Genomic DNA, 17,586 nt, shown 5'->3' on the forward strand with positions numbered 1-17,586 from the left:
TCACCCCTGTTCATTATTTCTGTTCGTCCATGGATTCCTCTATTAATTTCTTGCCGTGCAATGCTAGTAGGTGATCAGGCTGGACATCAAGCGCCCTTTTGAACATTTCAAGGGCCTTCTCTCCTTCCTCCATGAAACCATAAGCAACGCCCAGATTATAAAGTGCATCCGCATGTTCAGGAAGTATTGCTATAGCCTTTTCCAACTGTCGAATCGCTTCTTCTATGTATTGACTTTTTGCAAGGGCAAGTCCGTACTGAAAGAATGCTTCCGCGTCATTTTCAAGCAGTTCTGTACTGCGCTGAAAGTATGGAATTGCAAGCTTAGGCTGGTCCATCTGTACCATAGACATCCCAAGCATAAAGTAATTATCCCCTGTTGTGAGCCCTTGTTTCATCGCCTGCTCGAACATTCCTCTTGCTTCTTCAAACTTTTCAGAGTCATAATAAAGGTTCCCCTTGCTATAATAGGCAGCTCCAGCTCCTTCGTCTAACTCGATTGCCTTGTCATAGAACTTATGTGCCTTCTCTATTTCACCAACTGCTGAAAGCATATTTCCAAAATTAATGTAGGCTACGGTATCTTTCGGACTTTCTTCGATTGCTTCCATAAATGCGGCAGCGGCTTCTTCCCACTTTCCTTCTTGCATATATTGAATTCCTATTACATTTTTATCCAATTTAACACACTCCATTCAATCGAAGTATAGCATAAACAAGAGCAGACTCGTACTGCATAGGTAAAAAAAACCCGATTCAAAAGGAACCGGGGTCAAATTATCAACCGACATATGTCAGCCTTTTTCCATCCTTATAGACTTTATCAATCGTTCCGCCCCCAAGACATTCCTCTCCTTTGTAAAAAACTACTGCTTGTCCAGGCGTAACAGCTCGAATTGGCTCTTTGAAAATTACTTCAGCTTCCCCGTTTTCCATTAATTTAACCTTCACTTCGTTATCGCTTTGGCGGTAGCGAAACTTTGCTGTACATTCAAACTCTTCCGGCTTTGGTTTGTCAGATGTCCAGCTTATCTTTTCCGCAATAATGCTATCCGAATAAAGTGCATCATGATGGAAACCTTGCCCTACATATAGAAGGTTTTTCTCTAGATCCTTGCCGATAACAAACCAAGGCTCGCCAGAACCTCCAATTCCCAATCCGTGCCTTTGTCCGATTGTGTAATACATCAAACCATCATGTTTTCCTTTTACTTCATCGTCAAAAGTTTGCATGTATCCAGGCTGTGCCGGAAGATAATTGCCGAGGAATTCTTTAAAATTACGCTCTCCAATAAAGCAAATCCCGGTGCTGTCTTTTTTAGAGGCAGTAGCAAGTTTCGCTTCTTTGGCAATTTCACGTACCTTTGCCTTTTCGAGGTTCCCAATCGGAAATAATACTTTGCTGAGCTGTGACTGATTCAATTGGTTTAAAAAATAAGTCTGGTCCTTGTTTTCGTCAAGACCTCTCAGCATTTTATATTCGCCGTCACGATAGGTTACCTGAGCGTAATGTCCTGTCGCAAGATAATCAGCCCCAAGGCTGACCGCGTGCTCGAGGAATGCCTTAAACTTGATTTCTTTGTTGCACATCACATCAGGGTTGGGAGTTCTTCCCGCTTTGTATTCATCAAGGAAATAGGTGAACACCTTATCCCAGTATTGCTTTTCAAAGTTCACCGCATAATAGGGAATCCCTATGCTGTTGCAAACACGAATCACATCGTTATAATCTTCCGTTGCCGTGCAGACACCATTCTCATCAGTATCATCCCAGTTTTTCATAAAAATGCCGATTACATCGTATCCCTGCTGCTTCAATAGAAGGGCAGCGACAGAAGAATCCACGCCGCCGGACATACCGACAACTACTCTCGTATCCTTAGGAGATTTTCCCGCCATGACTTTCACCTCACTTACTGTTTTTTCAGCCTATTTATTATGCTACCTGTTTTCTCTGCAGCCGCTTTTACTGTTTCTGCGGTATTTCCCAATCCAAAGCTAAATCTGACTGAATTAGTTATCCTCTCGGAGTCACTGCCGAACATAGCAACAAGAACATGGGAAGGCTCAATTGATCCTGCAGTACACGCAGAGCCGCTTGATGCTGATATTCCTGCCAAGTCTAAATTCACAAGAAGCGATTCCACATTCGTTGCCGGAAAACTGACATTCAGGACATGCGGAAGAGAACTTTCAAGAGTGCCGTTCAAGCAAAAATCAACTTCCTGCTTTTTTAGCTCCTCAAGGAATACAGTTTTAAAGTGAGAAAGCTCCTTTCTTTTTTCCGCTGCATGATTCCGCATGATTTCCACCGCTGTGCCAAACCCAGCAGCTCCGGGCACATTTTCTGTTCCTGCACGCCTTTTCCGCTCCTGCTCTCCACCAATCATTCTTTGGGCTAATTTCACCCCATCACGCACGTATAAAAAGCCCATCCCTTTCGGACCGTTTATTTTATGGGCAGAAACAGAAAGCATATCAACTTGAAGCTCGTCTACATCGATTTCCACTGCTCCATACGCCTGTACGGCATCAGTGTGGAATGCAGCCTGATGACTTGAGAGTATTTCCCCCACTTCTTTAATAGGCTGGATGGTTCCGACCTCATTGTTTCCATACATAATAGATACCAGTATCGTATCGGCACGAAGTTTTCTGCTTAAGTCATCAAGAGAAATAGTTCCAGTTTGATCGACAGGGAGATATGTCACTTCAAATCCTCGTTTCTCCAGTTCATTGCAGCTATGAAGTACTGCATGGTGCTCTATCGATGTAGTAATAATATGCATTCCCTTATTCTTATTCTCCTCGGCATAACCAATCACAGCTAGATTATCAGCTTCTGTCCCACCGCTAGTAAAAATGATATTTTGTTGTTTCGCCCCAATGCTATTTGCCATGGTTTCCCTTGTGCGATCGAGTATTGCCCTCGTTTCCCTGCCGTGATGATGAATGCTCGATGGATTTCCGAAAGATGAAACCATTACATCAAGCATCACCTTAGCGACATCTGGGTGAATGGGCGTCGTGGCAGCATGATCAAGATAAATTCTATCCAATTTGGCACCTTCTCCTCATACATTGATGGATCAAATATAAAACATATAAGCATCCGTCTCGCCATTGTCGTCCGAATGGCTGGCCAGATCCTCGATTGTTGTGTTATCGAGAACATCCTTGACTGCATCCCTGATGCGGATCCACAACTCTCGCTTCGCCGGCTCCTCATCTTCAATTCCCTCTACTGGGCTAATCGGTCCTTCCAAAACTCTGATAATATCCCCAGCAGTAATGTTGGCTGGCTTATCGCCAAGGAGATATCCTCCATATGCTCCGCGAATACTCCTTACGAGACCTGCATTTCTCAGCGGGGCAACTAGCTGTTCCAAATAATGCTCTGACAGATTGTTAGTCGATGCAATGGATTTAAGGGAAACCGGCCCTTCCCCATATTTTTTTGCTAGCTCAATCATAATAGTAAGACCGTATCGGCCTTTGGTCGAAATTTTCATCTTCCAGCACCTCTATTTTTCCCCTACCGAAAAAGAAAGGGGGTTGTTTACAATGGAATCCTAAATCCTTAGTCTATAGGTTGGCTTTAGCCATTATAGCACAGTTTTTGGGCCTTATACATTGGACCGCGCTTGCCGTTATGTTAAATTTAACATAATAATGCTTTTTGCATGGGAGAGATGAACATGAACGAAAAGCCTCTTGCTTTCAGGATGCGGCCAAGGAGCATAGATGAAGTCGTCGGCCAGGAACACCTCGTCGGTTATGGCAAAATTATTCGCCGCATGGTAATCGCAAGGCAGCTTTCCTCCATGATTTTGTACGGTCCTCCGGGAATCGGAAAGACCTCGATTGCAAGCGCCATTGCCGGCAGCACTAATTATGCCTTCAGAACTTTGAATGCCGTCACCAACAATAAAAAAGACATGGAGATTGTAGCGGCAGAAGCAAAAATGTCAGGGAAAGTCATCCTTCTTCTTGATGAAGTACACAGACTTGATAAAGGCAAGCAGGACTTTCTATTACCTTTTCTTGAAAACGGCATGATTACCATGATTGGTGCAACGACAAGTAACCCTTTCCATGCAATTAACCCTGCTATCAGGAGCAGATCCCAAATTTTCGAACTGAAACCGCTAAGCCCTGAAAATGTAAAACAGATGCTTCTCCGAGCACTTTTGGATGAGGAGAGAGGACTAGGCAAATATAATGTGAGCATCGAAGAGAATGCTCTTGCTTATTTTTCTGAAGCATGCGCTGGAGATGTACGGAGCGCCCTCAATTCTTTAGAGCTGGCGGTTCTTTCGACACAACCTGCAGAAAATGGCGCCATTACCATTACAGCAAAGACTGCAGAGGAATGCATGCAAAAAAAAGGCTTTGTACATGACAAAGACGGTGACGCACATTATGATGTCCTTTCTGCTTTTCAAAAATCCATTAGGGGAAGCGATGTAAATGCTTCGCTCCATTATCTTGGCAGGCTAATTGAAGCAGGTGACCTTGTCAGCATTGCGAGGCGGCTTACTGTCATCGCATATGAAGATATCGGGCTCGCCAGCCCGCAGGCTGGAGCGAGGACACTTTCAGCCATCCAGGCTGCAGAAAGACTTGGTTTCCCTGAAGCCCGAATTCCGCTTGCTAACGCAGTTATCGAACTTTGCCTTTCTCCGAAATCAAACAGTGCCTATCTAGCTATCGATGCTGCCATTTCTGATATCAGGGCAGGAAAAATCGGGGATGTTCCCGACCAATTGCGCGATGCTCATTATAAAGGTGCAAAGGAACTTGGGCGCGGCGAGGGCTATCAGTACCCTCATGATTTCGATAGCGGCTGGGTCAAACAGCAATACTTGCCCAATGACTTAAAGTCAAAAAAGTATTATTCCCCGAAAAAAAGCGGGAAGTTTGAACAAGCATTGGGGGAAATTTACGAAAGGCTTAATCGCTCTTGAGAACCGCTCGATAACAGCATGGAGAAGCCTCGCACTAAAAAATGCTGGGCTTCCCTTTATCGCTAAAAGAGATTCGATTAGATTTGCTTGGGTTGTTATAGAAAGCTTTAGCACAGGGACGCTCACCGCTCCCCCCCCCGCATAAAGCGAAGCGCCTGAAACGTAATTACAATCTCAAATCAAAACATAGAACAAATAAACTTGAAGACTCACAAAACAAAACTATCCCCAATACCAATAAAAATAGTCATTTTATTAGTTCTTTAAGGAGAAAAAAAGAAGTACTTTTAAAGATGGGGGTATTATTTTTAAAAAGGAGTGCATGTGTAACCGATTACACAAATAACCCAGCTCTAGTTGATAGCTTTTCCAATTGGGATATCTGCAGTAACAATCCATTTATCTACGGTAAACTGCAATTTATCTACGGTAATCGCTCCTTTATCTACGGTAGACTGCAATTTATCTACGTCAGGCCCCACGTAGTTTCCATATTATCAATAATATGTGTTTCTTAAAACTATTCAGCACCCCCCCTAATCGAAGCTTATAAAACAAAGTCAACGAAATCAGCCATCCCTTTATAAGATAAATTTAAATCGCCCGCACTAAAAATAATGCGGGCTTCTTGTTATTCTTTTTCGTTCACCCTTTTGATCGGGATTTCTTTTAGAAGCTCTCTTACAACATAGCTTGCCATAATCAGCCCGCACACAGATGGCACAAAAGCATTAGAGGACGGCGGCATTTTGGCTTTCCTGATTTCTGCATCATCCTTGCCCACAATCTTACGTACATCTTCTTTAATCACAATAGGACTTTCATCCGAAAACACAACCGGAATTCCCTTGTATATTCCTTCTTTACGAAGTCTCGTCCTGATTACCTTAGCGATCGGGTCCGTATGAGTCTTTGAAATATCAGCTATTTTAAATCTTGTCGGATCAAGCTTATTTGCAGCCCCCATACTCGAAATAATAGGTATGCCGCGCCTCAAGCATTCTTTTGCCAAATGAATCTTGTACGAAATGGTGTCGGACGCATCGACAACAAAATCAAGCTCATGGCTGAAAAATTTTTCATATGTATCTTCTGTATAAAACATCTTTAACGAAACAACTTCACAGTCCGGATTGATATCGGCTATCCGCTCTTCCATCAGCTCGACCTTTGGACGACCAACCGTTGAAAGCAGTGCAATCAACTGCCTGTTAACATTAGTAATATCCACATCATCCTTATCGACGAGTACCAGCTTCCCAACCCCCGACCGTGCGAGTGCTTCAGCTGCAAAAGAACCTACACCTCCGATACCCAAAACAGCAACAGTACTGCCCTTCAAAAGCTGCAATCCTTCCTTCCCGATCGCAAGCTCATTTCTCGAAAATTGATGAAGCATTTTCCTCACTCCAAATCACCTGGCATCCACCAGAAAATCTTAATCATTATACCTGTTTAAATATATATCATCCTTTATCCAAAACTCAAGTAAATTCATAGGAATAAAGAGATTTACTGCCGTTCAAAATGTCACCATCATATAGAACTATTTTTCCCAAAATCCTAAAAACAAAAACTCCATATCCGAATAATCGGATATGGAGTTTAATAGCTATGTATCGAAAAGTCCCAAGCGTGCCGTTATCATACTCCTACGTTTTGAACCCGCTCTTTCAAGCAGGTGGGTGCCCTGTCCCAGGCTTTGCAAGTCCACAAGAGAGGCATTTGCGCAGGCTGGAAACTCCAAGCTCCCGTATTGACTATGTTCGGTCAAAACATCAGGTTGGACAACGTACACATCAGGACTTTTCTGGTGTTGAGAAAATAATAGCATAATCGAGAGAAAAATTCAAGAAATGCTCTGTGTCCTTTTTTCTACTCTCCTTGCTTTAATTGAAGATGAAGGTCATCTAGCTGCGCAGAGTTAACTTCTCCCGGTGCTTCTGTCAGCAAGCAAGATGCGCTTGCTGTTTTAGGGAATGCAATGGTGTCTCTGAGGTTGGAGCGCCCGGAAAGCAGCATGACAAGCCTGTCAAGCCCTAGAGCGATGCCGCCATGAGGCGGTGTTCCATACTCGAACGCTTCCATTAAGAAGCCAAATTGCTCTTTCGCTTCATCTTCCTTAAACCCAAGTACCTCGAACATTTTCTCTTGTACATTGCGCTCAAAGATACGGAGGGAACCGCCGCCAAGCTCATATCCGTTCAGAACAAGATCATACGCCTGCGCCCTTACTTCACCAGGGGCTGTATCTAGCTTGGAGAGGTCCTCTCTGACAGGCATTGTGAATGGATGATGTGCTGCATAGTAGCGCCCTTCCTCCTCAGCATACTCTAACAGCGGCCAGTCTGTGATCCATAGGAAGTTGAAGAGTGACTGATCTATCATGCCAAGTTCTTTCCCAAGCTTCAGCCTCAGCGCACCAAGCGCATCTGCTACGACGCTTTTTTTGTCTGCAACAAATAGCAGTAAATCTCCTGGTGTTGCTTCAAATATCGCTCCCATCGCTTTTTGTTCGTCATCATTGAAAAACTTGGCGATTGGGCCTTTCAGACCATCTTCCTCTACTTTAAGCCAAGCAAGGCCTTTTGCCCCATATACGGCCGCAAACTCGCCAAGACCATCAATGTCTTTACGTGAATATCTACCCGCTGATCCCTTTACATTTATCCCTTTTACTTGGCCTCCGTTTGCCACAGCGGAGGCAAAAACCTTGAAACCACAGTCCTTAACCAGCTCGGATAGATCCTTTAACTCCATTTCAAAACGAGTATCCGGTTTATCTGATCCGTAACGCGCCATAGCTTCATCGTAGCTCATCCGCTTGAATGGCACTTGTATATCGATACCCTTCACTTCTCTCATGACTCTCTGCATCATTCTTTCTGTCAGCGCGAGAATATCCTCCTGACTCAGAAAGCTTGTTTCGATATCGATTTGCGTGAACTCTGGCTGGCGGTCTGCGCGAAGGTCTTCATCACGGAAACAGCGGGCAATTTGGTAGTACCTCTCAAAGCCGGCAACCATCATCATCTGCTTGAAAAGCTGAGGCGATTGTGGCAATGCGTAAAATTCACCTGGATGCACCCTGCTTGGAACAAGGTAGTCTCGCGCTCCCTCTGGCGTACTCTTTGTCAGAATCGGTGTTTCAATGTCTAGGAATCCTTCGCTATCAAGGAAATCACGGACAGCCTTCGTAGTCATATGGCGCATCTTGAAAGTTTCATACATTACCGGGCGCCTAAGATCAAGGTATCTGTATCTCAGGCGAATATCTTCGGCAACATCCGTTTTATCAGCAATTACGAAAGGAGGTGTTTTCGCTTCATTTAAAATAGTGATTTCCTCGGCATGCACTTCGATTTTTCCTGTTTTGAGGTTCTCGTTCACAGTGCCTTCCTGCCTAGCTACTACCTTTCCTTTTATATCAAGTACATATTCGTTCCTTACCTTTTCCGCTGTCTGAAGCGACTCTTTTGAAACATCAGGATTGAAAACAATCTGGACAATTCCTGATCTGTCGCGGAGGTCGATGAAAATAAGGCCGCCGAGATCCCTTCTTTTTTGAACCCATCCTTTAAGGGATACTGTTTCACCTATCGCTTTTTCTGTTACATCACCGCAAAAATATGTTCTTCCAAACATCACTGTTCCTCCTTAAGCCTGTAGTTTACGAAAAGCGTCTATAAATTCATCCAGCGGGAGTTCTGTCTGCCCGCCGTCTGCCATCGATTTCAGGGTAATCTTGTTTTCCTGCAGTTCATCGTCCCCAAGCACTGCAACGTACTTAGCATTTAGCCTGTCTGCTGATTTAAATTGAGCCTTCACTTTTCTTCCTAAATAGTCTCGTTCTGCTGAAATACCTTTCTTCCGAAGCTGATGAAGCAGCCCAACAGTATATTCTGCAGCATTTTCGCCAAGAGAAGCAAGATAGATATCGATTCCTTCTGAAACTTCCATATTCACACCCTCTGCTTCTAGCGCTGCAATTAGACGCTCAATGCTGAAAGCAAAACCGATGCCAGGAGTTTCCGGTCCGCCGATTTCTTCTACAAGTCCATTGTAACGACCTCCGCCACATAAAGTGGTGATGGCACCAAAGCCTTTCGCGGTGCTCATAATTTCAAAAGCGGTATGGTTATAATAATCGAGACCACGTACCAAATTAGCATCGACTTCAAAAGGAATATCCATTGCAGCAAGATATTTTTGAACCTTTTCGAAATAATGCGCAGATTCTTCATTGAGATACGCTGTGATTTTCGGAGCACTTTTCATGAGCTCGTGTTCCCTGTCCTTCTTGCAGTCAAGAATCCTCATTGGGTTCTTTTCAAGGCGACTCTGGCAGTCGCCGCAAAACTCCCCGATTCTTGGCCTGAAGTGTTGTATGAGCGCTTCCCTGTGCGCCGTTCTGCTTTCCTGATCACCGAGGCTATTAATGACAAGCTTCAAGTTTTTTAGTCCCATCTCCCGGTAAATTTCCATTGCAAGGGAAATCACTTCTGCATCTATTGCAGGATCCTTGCTTCCAAGGGCTTCGACCCCAAACTGAACAAATTGACGGAACCTGCCTGCCTGAGGGCGCTCATAGCGGAACATCGGTCCCATATAATAAAGCTTAACGGGTTGATTAGGCATACCATACATTTTATTCTCCACAAACGAGCGGACTGCAGAGGCAGTTCCTTCAGGTCGAAGCGTGATGCTCCGGCCACCTCTGTCCTCAAAGGTATACATTTCTTTTTGAACGATATCCGTTGTATCTCCTACACCGCGCTGAAAAAGCTCAGTGAGTTCGAAAATTGGTGTTCTTAGCTCTTTATATTGGTAATAAGAGCAGATTTCCCTTACTCTATCCTCAATGTACTGCCATTTTTCCGAGTTGCCAGGTAAAATATCCTGTGTTCCGCGCGGAATATTGATTGACATTTTTCATTCCCTCCATCCTTACAGTATGTGTAAATAAAAAAAGCCCCCGTCCCTTGTTTTCAAAAAACAAGGGACGAGAGCTTTGTCTCCCGTGGTGCCACCCTAATTGAAGCGAAATTTTGCGCTTCCACTTTAACAGTTAACGCCTGCATACGTCTCTCCCTAATAATGTGTACACCATGTTCAGGAAAGAGCCTACGGAGTGTTCATTTCATTGAGGCACAAGCAGAAATGCTTTCAGCCACGGCATTTCCTCTCTATCCTAGTGAATCCCAACTACTGTTCTCCATCATCGGCATTGTTTTGTATGATTATTTACTTAATAATAAAGAGCAGATAGTACATTGTCAAGAACGTCCAAGCTGTTTTTTTAAATTTTTCACATCACGAATGCTTAGAGAGAATTCTGAAGCTAACTCTATCATATTGGCGCTTTGCTCTTTTTGAATAAAATCATGAAAGTCAATTCCGAATAATTGATTCTCTCCTACTACAGTGGAGGCATGTTTGCTGCCGCTCCTCAAAAGTATCACCTTCCATTTTTTCGTCTTATTCTATTCTTTCCCAGTGCCAAGAAATAATTCATCACCACTTTTTTTATCGAAATAAAACGCTTTTTCGGATACTTTTTCTCCTTACAACAGCTTTTGTCGAAAGCCTCGATTTCCCCTTACTTTTCCTATACGATGTTCATAACGGAAAAAGTTGGACAGGAGTGAGTCTATTTGCATTCGAAAGTGTTATTCTTGCTAGCACTAAGCCTTCTGTTATGTGACAGCGTTACAGTGGCAAAAGGTCCTCCAGTAAAAGTAACCATTACCGAAGACAATGTGAATATCCGATCAGGACCTGGTATGCACTATAACATCATAGAAAAAGCGATGATAGGAAATCAATTCTCTTTTCTAAGAGCAACTAATGAGTGGACAAGCATTGATCTTCCCAGCGGCAAAACAGGGTGGATATCAAATAAATTTATTGCGATGCCAGAAACAAAAAAAACGAAAGAAAAAGGCAAATCTATCATTCGCACGGTTGTTCCCGCCGTCCACATTAGAAGCAAGCCGTTAAATGGACGAATTCTTGGAACGATTCATAAGGGAGAAGAATACGAGGTTATCGCTGTGAGAAAGCATTGGATCAAACTAAAAGGGAATGGTCATCGCGGCTGGGCGCCCCAATGGTTTTTTGAAGGAGGAACTCCCCGGATTAACCATGAGACTTGGCGAACAAGCACTTTGAACAGAAGGCGTATTCTCATCGACCCCGGACATGGCGGAAAGGATCAAGGAACATCCGGGCAACTAGGATTTGTAGAGAAAAATCTTACTCTACAGACGTCAAGACTCCTATATGAGAAATTGGTTCTTTCCGGAGCGGAAGTTTCGTTAACTCGATACAGCGATTATTTCCTACCGCTAAGCGAAAGGACAAAGAAAGCTGCCAAAGAAAAGGCCGATGCGTTTATCAGCATCCATTATGACAGCAGCAATGGAAGTTCAGCTTCTGGTACAGCTTCCTATTACTACTATAAAAATCAAAAAGGATTAGCTGAGAAACTTGGGGATAAAGTTCCGCAAGCTACAGGGGCTGCAAGCCGCGGAATTAAAGAAGGAAATTATCATGTGATTAGGGAATATACCGAAACAGCAGCACTTGTTGAACTGGGATTCCTTGATAACCCTTTTGAGGAGAAACAAATTATCACCCAACAATATCAACATAAGGCAGTAAACGGGATATATGACGGTCTTGCCGGCTACTTTGATTCCAATGCAGAATAATAAAAGGCAGAAAAGACTTCACCCTCTTCTCTGCCGTATTTCTCATTTGCTATCGATAATAAGAGTTACAGGACCTTCATTAACAAGGCTGACATCCATCATCGCACCAAAGATACCTTTCTCTACACTTACTCCTTTTTCTCGAAGAGCAGCATTAAATGCTTCGTAGACTTCCTCCGCGACATCCGGTCTTGCTGCTTCCATGAAGTTTGGTCGCCTTCCTTTCCGACAATTCCCATATAAAGTGAACTGCGATACAGAAAGCACTGCACCTCCGATGTCGAGAAGCGAAAGATTCATCTTTCCTGCCTCATCTTCAAAGACACGCAAGTTACTTACTTTGTCTGCAAGATACACTGCATCTTCCTTTGAATCGGCATGGGTCACTCCTACGAGTACCATGAAACCTTTTTCGATTTGTCCTGTAACGCTTCCTTCCACTGTAACCTTCGCTTCACTGCACCTTTGGACTATTACTTTCACGAATGCATCCCTCCAATCAAATAGTGCCTGAATCATCAGGCACCAATTTTTGATATTGGAAGAAAAGGGTCAGTTCAATACCCTTCTCACCGAGTAAATATCACGAATCTGCTTTATTCTGTCTACCACTTTATGAAGGTGGCTAACATTATGGATAGCGATAGACATATTTATAGTAGCAACCTTATTGCGATCAGATTTTCCAGAGACTGCTGAAATATTTGTCTTCGTTTCATTGACTGCCTGTAGAACTTCATTTAAAAGTCCACGACGGTCATAGCCGCTGATTTCTATATCAACATTGTATTCCTTCCGGTCATTAAGGCCTGTTTCCCATTCAACAGGTATCAGCCTTGCCTGGGCGTCTTCCGTGTTGATGTTCGTGCAGTCTGCACGGTGGACAGAAACACCGCGCCCTTTTGTAATGAATCCGACAATTTCATCGCCTGGTATCGGATTGCAGCAGCGCGAGAGCCTGATAAGAAGATTGTCAATGCCAGACACTCTGACACCTGACTCTCGTTTCTTAACAGGTGCAATTCCTTTTAATTCTGAAACAGCCTCAGCGATGTTCTTCTCTTGCTCCATATCGCGAATTTTTCGCCATTTTTCCGTTAACCTGTTTGCTACCTGTAGAGCTGTTACTCCATTGTAGCCAACAGCAGCATACATATCTTCCTCATTAACAAAATTAAATTTCTCCACAACACGTTTGATATTTTCGGCTGTTAAAATTTCTTTCGGTTCGAATTCCATTGACCGAATTTCCTTTTCAACCATTTCCTTACCTTTCTCGACGTTCTCCTCTTTCCGCTGTTTTTTGAAAAATTGGCGGATTTTGTTTTTCGCCTGAGAAGTTTGAGCAAGCTTAAGCCAATCCTGGCTGGGACCATAGGAATGCTTAGATGTCATGATTTCGACAATATCGCCTGTTTTCAATATATAGTCGAGAGTGACCATTTTGCCATTTACTTTGGCCCCAATGGTTTTATTTCCGATTTCAGAATGGATGCGGTAGGCGAAATCGATTGGTACAGAACCGGCAGGCAATTCGATCACATCGCCTTTAGGCGTAAATACGAAAACCATATCGGAAAAAAGATCAATTTTCAAAGACTCAATAAACTCTTCGGCATTTGCCGTTTCATTCTGAAACTCCAATATCTCGCGAAACCATGTCAATTTTTTCTCGAATGCTGAGCTTTCATTGAGTGGTTTCCCTTCCTTGTATGCCCAGTGAGCCGCGATACCGAACTCGGCAATCCTGTGCATTTCCTCCGTACGTATCTGTACTTCAAGCGGATCGCCTTTTGGCCCGATGACTGTCGTATGCAATGACTGGTACATATTCGGTTTAGGCATTGCAACATAATCCTTAAACCGTCCTGGCATTGGCTTCCAGCATGTGTGGATGATTCCAAGGACTGCATAGCAGTCTTTGATGCTTTTGACGACGATTCGGACAGCAAGCAAATCGTAAATTTCGTTAAACTGCTTATTCTGCAGAACCATCTTTCGGTAAATGCTGTATATATGCTTGGGTCTCCCGAAAATTTCCGAAGTGATGGCTACCTCATCCAGCCTTTCCCGCACTTCATCAATAACATCATCGAGGTAGCGCTCGCGCTCCGCTCGCTTACGCTTCATGAGATTTACAATCCGGTAGTATTGCTGCGGGTTCAAGTACCGTAAAGCCGTGTCCTCAAGCTCCCACTTGATTTTCGATATCCCAAGCCTATGCGCAAGAGGAGCAAAGATTTCAAGCGTTTCATTAGAAATTCTGCGCTGCTTTTCTGGCGGCAAATGCTTAAGTGTTCGCATGTTATGGAGCCTGTCAGCGAGTTTAATAAGGATGACTCGAATATCCTGAGCCATAGCCACAAACATCTTCCGATGATTTTCCGCTTGTTGCTCCTCATGGGATTTGTACTTAATCTTTCCAAGCTTTGTCACACCATCTACAAGCATCGCGACTTCAGCGTTGAAAGCTTCTTCGATACCCTGCATCGTGACGGAAGTATCTTCTACTACATCATGCAAGAAACCGGCAGCCACTGTGGATGGATCCATTTCCAAATCAGCCAGGATGCCGGCAACCTGAATGGGATGGATAATATAAGGCTCGCCAGATTTGCGAAACTGGTCGTGATGGGCATCTCTGGCAAATTCATAAGCTCTTTGTACCAGTTCAACATTCTCATCATTTAAATATGTTTTAGTCAGTTCGATGACTTGCTCGGCGGTCATCACATGATCATTCGCCATTTAGGATCTCACCTTATTTATTATTAAAATCAGAGAGTTCGTTTAACTCCCATTGTCAATAGTCTGAAGAAACATGTACCTTGTGATTCATATAAAAGAGTATTGTTTTTATTATCAAAGAAAATGGGATAGATGTAAAGAGAAAGGATGTATTTCAATGGATAAAGTGGAATTTTGTCGAAAATTATTTGTTTTTTCCTATTAAAATTTAGAAGTTTTCCGATGCTATTATAAAACCTCCGTGATTTTCACGGAGGCTCAAATCATTATCAGTATTTCATCAAGGTTAAAACATCGTAGCCTTCGAGTTTTGAACGTCCTTCCAAATAGGACAACTCAATCAAGAATGCAATTCCTGCAACTACTCCGCCAAGCTCTTCTACCAGCTTGATGGTCGCTTCAATTGTTCCGCCTGTCGCAAGCAGGTCATCCGTGATTAACACTTTTTGTCCTGGCTTGATTGCATCTTTGTGGATAGTCAGTACATCCTTGCCATACTCCAGACCATAATTGATCTTGATGGTTTCCCTAGGAAGCTTGCCTTCCTTGCGGACAGGAGCAAATCCTACCCCAAGAGAATACGCTACTGGGCACCCGATAATGAAACCACGGGCTTCTGGCCCAACAACAAGTTCGATTCCTTTTTCCTGTGCATACTGGACAATTTGATCTGTCGCATACTTGTATGCTTCGCCATTATCCATTAATGTTGTAATATCTTTGAACTTAATACCCGGCTTCGGCCAATCGGGTACGATTGTCACAAATTGTTTTAAATCCATTCTTCAACTGCCTCCTCATTTTGCACCGACCCTTGAATGACCTGGTCGAACCAGTCTTTCAACTGTTCATAGGAAGAATAAAGCAAATCATTCTCAAGAGTAAAAGTCGCTAGTTTTTCCTGATAGGTTTTTGATTCAGACAAGTCCTTTTTCAAAGCGTTCTTTTCTAAGGCTAATAGTCCATTGTTTATTTTAACAAAATCAAGTTCAAAAAACACCTTTGACATAAAATTGACGGTTTCTGATGTCCAACCGCGATATTTTGCAAGTTCTTCCCCATAATCCTTTAGATTAAAAGGACCTTTCTTGGCAAGAAACGCATAGAACCATTTAAAGTGCTCCCTTGTTGGCATTGTGCTGAAAAATTCGCTGTTATTTTTGTAGAAATGTACATAGAGCCTTGATGGCGTTTTGCCTTCCAGGAGTTTCACCAAGAGTTCCTTAGATGGAGGCAAATCAAGCAGCATAATGTTCCTCCCGCCAAGCTCCACCGTTTTAGCATCTTCTTCTGAAAGGATGGTGATGATCTCGCACGCAAACGCTCCTTGAAATCTTTCTAGATTTCCAGAGTTAAAAAGAATTGGTAGCGTATCCATTGGGACAGTACTCTTTAATTTCCCAGATCCTTTCATGCCGCGCAAATCGAACATTTGCCAGTTATCAATCGCAATATCATGCAGAAATATTTGCGGTTTTCGAATATTATTCCACTCATTAATCGACAATTCGCCGATAACCGATACCTTTGCCAGCGGTGAGATATGATCATAAAGGCTGCCAAGACCAAACCCAATACCATCTAGCTGATTTCCTTGATCAGCAAGTGTTACTTTTAAATGCGTCTTGTCTCCTCCAATTTTTCTCATCGACGAAAGCGCAGCATTCTTGACGAGAAACTTCGGCTTCGGATTTGCCACTCCAAACGGTGATAGCATGTTCAACTGTTCAATCGTTTCGAGAGAGATTTCTCCTAGGCTCGGAGCGGCCTCCAGTTCTGTAACCGGAATGAGCTCCTCCTCGGAAAGCTGAGCATGTGCAAGGTCATTAAGCCTCGCCCTTAACTCCCCTACATTGTCCAAATCAAGCGTCATGCCTGCAGCCATCGGGTGTCCTCCGAAGTGTGGCAGCAATTCTCGGCAAGAGGAGAGATTTTGGAACAGATCAAATCCTGGAATGCTCCTGGCAGAACCTTTCGCAATTCCTTTCTCTCTGTCAAAGCTTAAAACAATGGCCGGCCTGTAGAACTTTTCTACAAGCCTTGATGCAACGATACCAATGACACCAGGATTCCAGCATTCATTGCCAATGACTAAGACCCGATTTTCATCTGTTGGATAGTATGTCTCTACTTCTTTGATTGCCTCTTCCGAAATAGCGGATACGAGTGCCTGACGCTCTTTGTTCAGTCTATCAATCTCGGAAGCAAGCGCTTCCGCCTCTAACTTGTCTTCGGTCATTAGGAGTTCTACAGCAGGATCAGCACTCCCCAGTCTTCCCGCTGCATTAATCCTCGGACCGATGAGAAAACCAAATGATTCTTCATTGATGGCATTAGCATCCGCTTTGGCCAGCGATAATAATGCACGCAAACCAGCATTCTGGGTTGTCTTTGCCTGCAAGATTCCTTTTCTCGCAATCAATCTGTTTTCATCCCGAAGCGGAACAAGGTCAGCAATGGTACCGATTGCAGCTATTTCGCATAGTTCCTCAGGAACTCTGCCAAGCAGCGCATGCGCAACCTTGAATGCCACTCCTACACCAGCAAGATCCCGGAAAGGATAGCAACTGCCGGGAAGCTTTGGATGAATAATCGCAAAAGCTTGCGGAAGTTTAGGACCAGGCTCATGATGGTCCGTAATAATTAAGTCCATCCCCAGTTCTTTGGCTACATCCGCTTCATGTAGCGCCGAAATCCCCGTATCCACTGTAATGATCAACCTGATGCCATTCTCTGATGCTTTCCGAAATGCTAGCTCGTTTGGCCCGTACCCTTCCGTAAACCGGTTGGGGATATAGTAACGGACATTGGCACCCATTTCCCCTAGCGCTCTCATCATAATCGTCGTGGAACTGACACCGTCCGCATCATAATCTCCAAAAATCATGATTGGTTCCTGGCTGGTGATTGCCGAATTTATGCGTTCAATTGCTCTATCCATATCTTGAAGGAGGAATGGGTCATGAAAATCTGCCCCATCTCCAAATAAGAAACACCTAGCTTCCGCTGCTGTTGTGATTCCCCTGTTGACTAGCAGACTTGCCGTAAGAGGGGCAAGATTCAGCTCTTCTGATAGTTCTTCTGCTATTTTTATATTCTCATTATCAGGAGGATTCATTACCCACCTTGTTCTGGACTTTAACATGCTTTCACCCCTAA

At 43.6% G+C, this 17,586-nt stretch carries 15 protein-coding genes, 1 other RNA gene and 1 other annotated feature; of the genes, 2 read left to right on the forward strand and 14 right to left on the reverse strand.

The window, feature by feature from the left end; translation table 11 throughout:
* Positions 1–13: 13 nt before the first annotated feature.
* The 4 genes from BQ5796_RS10725 to cymR all read right to left on the reverse strand — a co-directional run bounded on the left by BQ5796_RS10725 (position 14) and on the right by cymR (position 3,511).
* Positions 14–679 (reverse strand): tetratricopeptide repeat protein, encoded by a 666-nt coding sequence (locus BQ5796_RS10725; protein WP_071460229.1) that lies wholly within the window; start codon positions 677–679, stop codon positions 14–16.
* A gap of 100 nt (positions 680–779) precedes the next feature.
* The gene (mnmA, locus tag BQ5796_RS10730) at positions 780–1,898 is read right to left on the reverse strand and encodes a tRNA 2-thiouridine(34) synthase MnmA (RefSeq protein WP_071460230.1); all 1,119 of its coding nucleotides are present in this window, start codon (positions 1,896–1,898) and stop codon (positions 780–782) included.
* A gap of 14 nt (positions 1,899–1,912) precedes the next feature.
* Positions 1,913–3,058: a cysteine desulfurase family protein gene (locus tag BQ5796_RS10735; RefSeq protein ID WP_071460231.1), complete on the reverse strand. Its 1,146-nt coding sequence runs from the start codon at positions 3,056–3,058 to the stop codon at positions 1,913–1,915.
* A 30-nt stretch (positions 3,059–3,088) separates the two neighbouring features.
* Positions 3,089–3,511 (reverse strand): cysteine metabolism transcriptional regulator CymR, encoded by a 423-nt coding sequence (gene cymR, locus BQ5796_RS10740; protein WP_071460232.1) that lies wholly within the window; start codon positions 3,509–3,511, stop codon positions 3,089–3,091.
* A 186-nt stretch (positions 3,512–3,697) separates the two neighbouring features.
* Here cymR and BQ5796_RS10745 point away from each other — a divergent pair, with 186 nt between their 5' ends.
* A complete protein-coding gene (locus tag BQ5796_RS10745; protein WP_071460233.1) occupies positions 3,698–4,966 on the forward strand; it encodes a replication-associated recombination protein A in 1,269 nt (422 codons plus the stop codon).
* Positions 4,967–5,319: 353 nt separating this feature from the next.
* On the opposite strand, the gene BQ5796_RS18675 is transcribed toward BQ5796_RS10745, so the two are convergent.
* The 6 genes from BQ5796_RS18675 to BQ5796_RS18285 form a co-directional block, all read right to left on the reverse strand.
* Positions 5,320–5,448 (reverse strand): hypothetical protein, encoded by a 129-nt coding sequence (locus BQ5796_RS18675; protein WP_282956859.1) that lies wholly within the window; start codon positions 5,446–5,448, stop codon positions 5,320–5,322.
* A 149-nt stretch (positions 5,449–5,597) separates the two neighbouring features.
* The gene (locus BQ5796_RS10750; protein WP_071460234.1) at positions 5,598–6,365 is read right to left on the reverse strand and encodes a tRNA threonylcarbamoyladenosine dehydratase; all 768 of its coding nucleotides are present in this window, start codon (positions 6,363–6,365) and stop codon (positions 5,598–5,600) included.
* A gap of 223 nt (positions 6,366–6,588) precedes the next feature.
* Positions 6,589–6,775: non-coding RNA, 6S RNA (gene ssrS, locus BQ5796_RS10755), on the reverse strand.
* Positions 6,776–6,841: 66 nt separating this feature from the next.
* Positions 6,842–8,611, reverse strand: a complete 1,770-nt coding sequence (aspS, locus tag BQ5796_RS10760) for an aspartate--tRNA ligase (protein WP_071460235.1) — start codon at positions 8,609–8,611, stop codon at positions 6,842–6,844.
* A 12-nt stretch (positions 8,612–8,623) separates the two neighbouring features.
* On the reverse strand, positions 8,624–9,895 hold the full coding sequence (hisS, locus tag BQ5796_RS10765; protein ID WP_071460236.1) for a histidine--tRNA ligase: 1,272 nt from the start codon (positions 9,893–9,895) through the stop codon (positions 8,624–8,626).
* A 66-nt stretch (positions 9,896–9,961) separates the two neighbouring features.
* Positions 9,962–10,197 (reverse strand) — a binding site (T-box leader).
* A 45-nt stretch (positions 10,198–10,242) separates the two neighbouring features.
* Positions 10,243–10,419, reverse strand: a complete 177-nt coding sequence (locus BQ5796_RS18285; protein WP_200792878.1) for a hypothetical protein — start codon at positions 10,417–10,419, stop codon at positions 10,243–10,245.
* A 201-nt stretch (positions 10,420–10,620) separates the two neighbouring features.
* On the opposite strand from BQ5796_RS18285, the gene BQ5796_RS10770 reads away from it, so the two are divergent.
* Positions 10,621–11,679 carry an N-acetylmuramoyl-L-alanine amidase family protein gene (locus BQ5796_RS10770; protein ID WP_071460237.1) on the forward strand — a complete coding sequence of 353 codons (1,059 nt, stop codon included), beginning with the start codon at positions 10,621–10,623 and terminating at the stop codon, positions 11,677–11,679.
* Between the two features lie 42 nt (positions 11,680–11,721).
* Here BQ5796_RS10770 and dtd read toward each other — a convergent pair whose 3' ends face one another.
* The 4 genes from dtd to recJ form a co-directional block, all read right to left on the reverse strand.
* Positions 11,722–12,162, reverse strand: coding sequence for a D-aminoacyl-tRNA deacylase (gene dtd, locus BQ5796_RS10775; protein ID WP_071460238.1), 441 nt, complete (start codon positions 12,160–12,162; stop codon positions 11,722–11,724).
* 69 nt (positions 12,163–12,231) lie between these two features.
* The gene (locus BQ5796_RS10780; protein ID WP_071460239.1) at positions 12,232–14,427 is read right to left on the reverse strand and encodes a RelA/SpoT family protein; all 2,196 of its coding nucleotides are present in this window, start codon (positions 14,425–14,427) and stop codon (positions 12,232–12,234) included.
* Positions 14,428–14,696: 269 nt separating this feature from the next.
* Complete coding sequence (locus BQ5796_RS10785) at positions 14,697–15,209, reverse strand: adenine phosphoribosyltransferase (RefSeq protein WP_071460240.1); 513 nt, start codon at positions 15,207–15,209, stop codon at positions 14,697–14,699.
* Positions 15,200–17,572 carry a single-stranded-DNA-specific exonuclease RecJ gene (recJ, locus tag BQ5796_RS10790; protein WP_071460241.1) on the reverse strand — a complete coding sequence of 791 codons (2,373 nt, stop codon included), beginning with the start codon at positions 17,570–17,572 and terminating at the stop codon, positions 15,200–15,202. The genes BQ5796_RS10785 and recJ overlap by 10 nt, the downstream gene beginning before the upstream one ends.
* Positions 17,573–17,586: the final 14 nt, after the last annotated feature.

Origin of the sequence: Bacillus massilinigeriensis, assembly GCF_900111815.1 — a bacterium.
In the GTDB taxonomy this organism is placed as follows: Bacteria; Bacillota; Bacilli; order Bacillales; family Cytobacillaceae; genus Mesobacillus_C; species Mesobacillus_C mediterraneensis.

Coding starts and splice junctions, on each gene's coding strand:
- aspS (WP_071460235.1), bottom strand. CDS start 8,611: ATGTTTGGAAGAACATATTTTTGCGGTGATGTAACAGAAAAAGCGATA.
- mnmA (WP_071460230.1), bottom strand. CDS start 1,898: ATGGCGGGAAAATCTCCTAAGGATACGAGAGTAGTTGTCGGTATGTCC.
- BQ5796_RS10785 (WP_071460240.1), bottom strand. CDS start 15,209: ATGGATTTAAAACAATTTGTGACAATCGTACCCGATTGGCCGAAGCCG.
- cymR (WP_071460232.1), bottom strand. CDS start 3,511: ATGAAAATTTCGACCAAAGGCCGATACGGTCTTACTATTATGATTGAG.
- BQ5796_RS10750 (WP_071460234.1), bottom strand. CDS start 6,365: ATGCTTCATCAATTTTCGAGAAATGAGCTTGCGATCGGGAAGGAAGGA.
- BQ5796_RS10780 (WP_071460239.1), bottom strand. CDS start 14,427: ATGGCGAATGATCATGTGATGACCGCCGAGCAAGTCATCGAACTGACT.
- recJ (WP_071460241.1), bottom strand. CDS start 17,572: ATGTTAAAGTCCAGAACAAGGTGGGTAATGAATCCTCCTGATAATGAG.
- hisS (WP_071460236.1), bottom strand. CDS start 9,895: ATGTCAATCAATATTCCGCGCGGAACACAGGATATTTTACCTGGCAAC.
- BQ5796_RS10745 (WP_071460233.1), top strand. CDS start 3,698: ATGAACGAAAAGCCTCTTGCTTTCAGGATGCGGCCAAGGAGCATAGAT.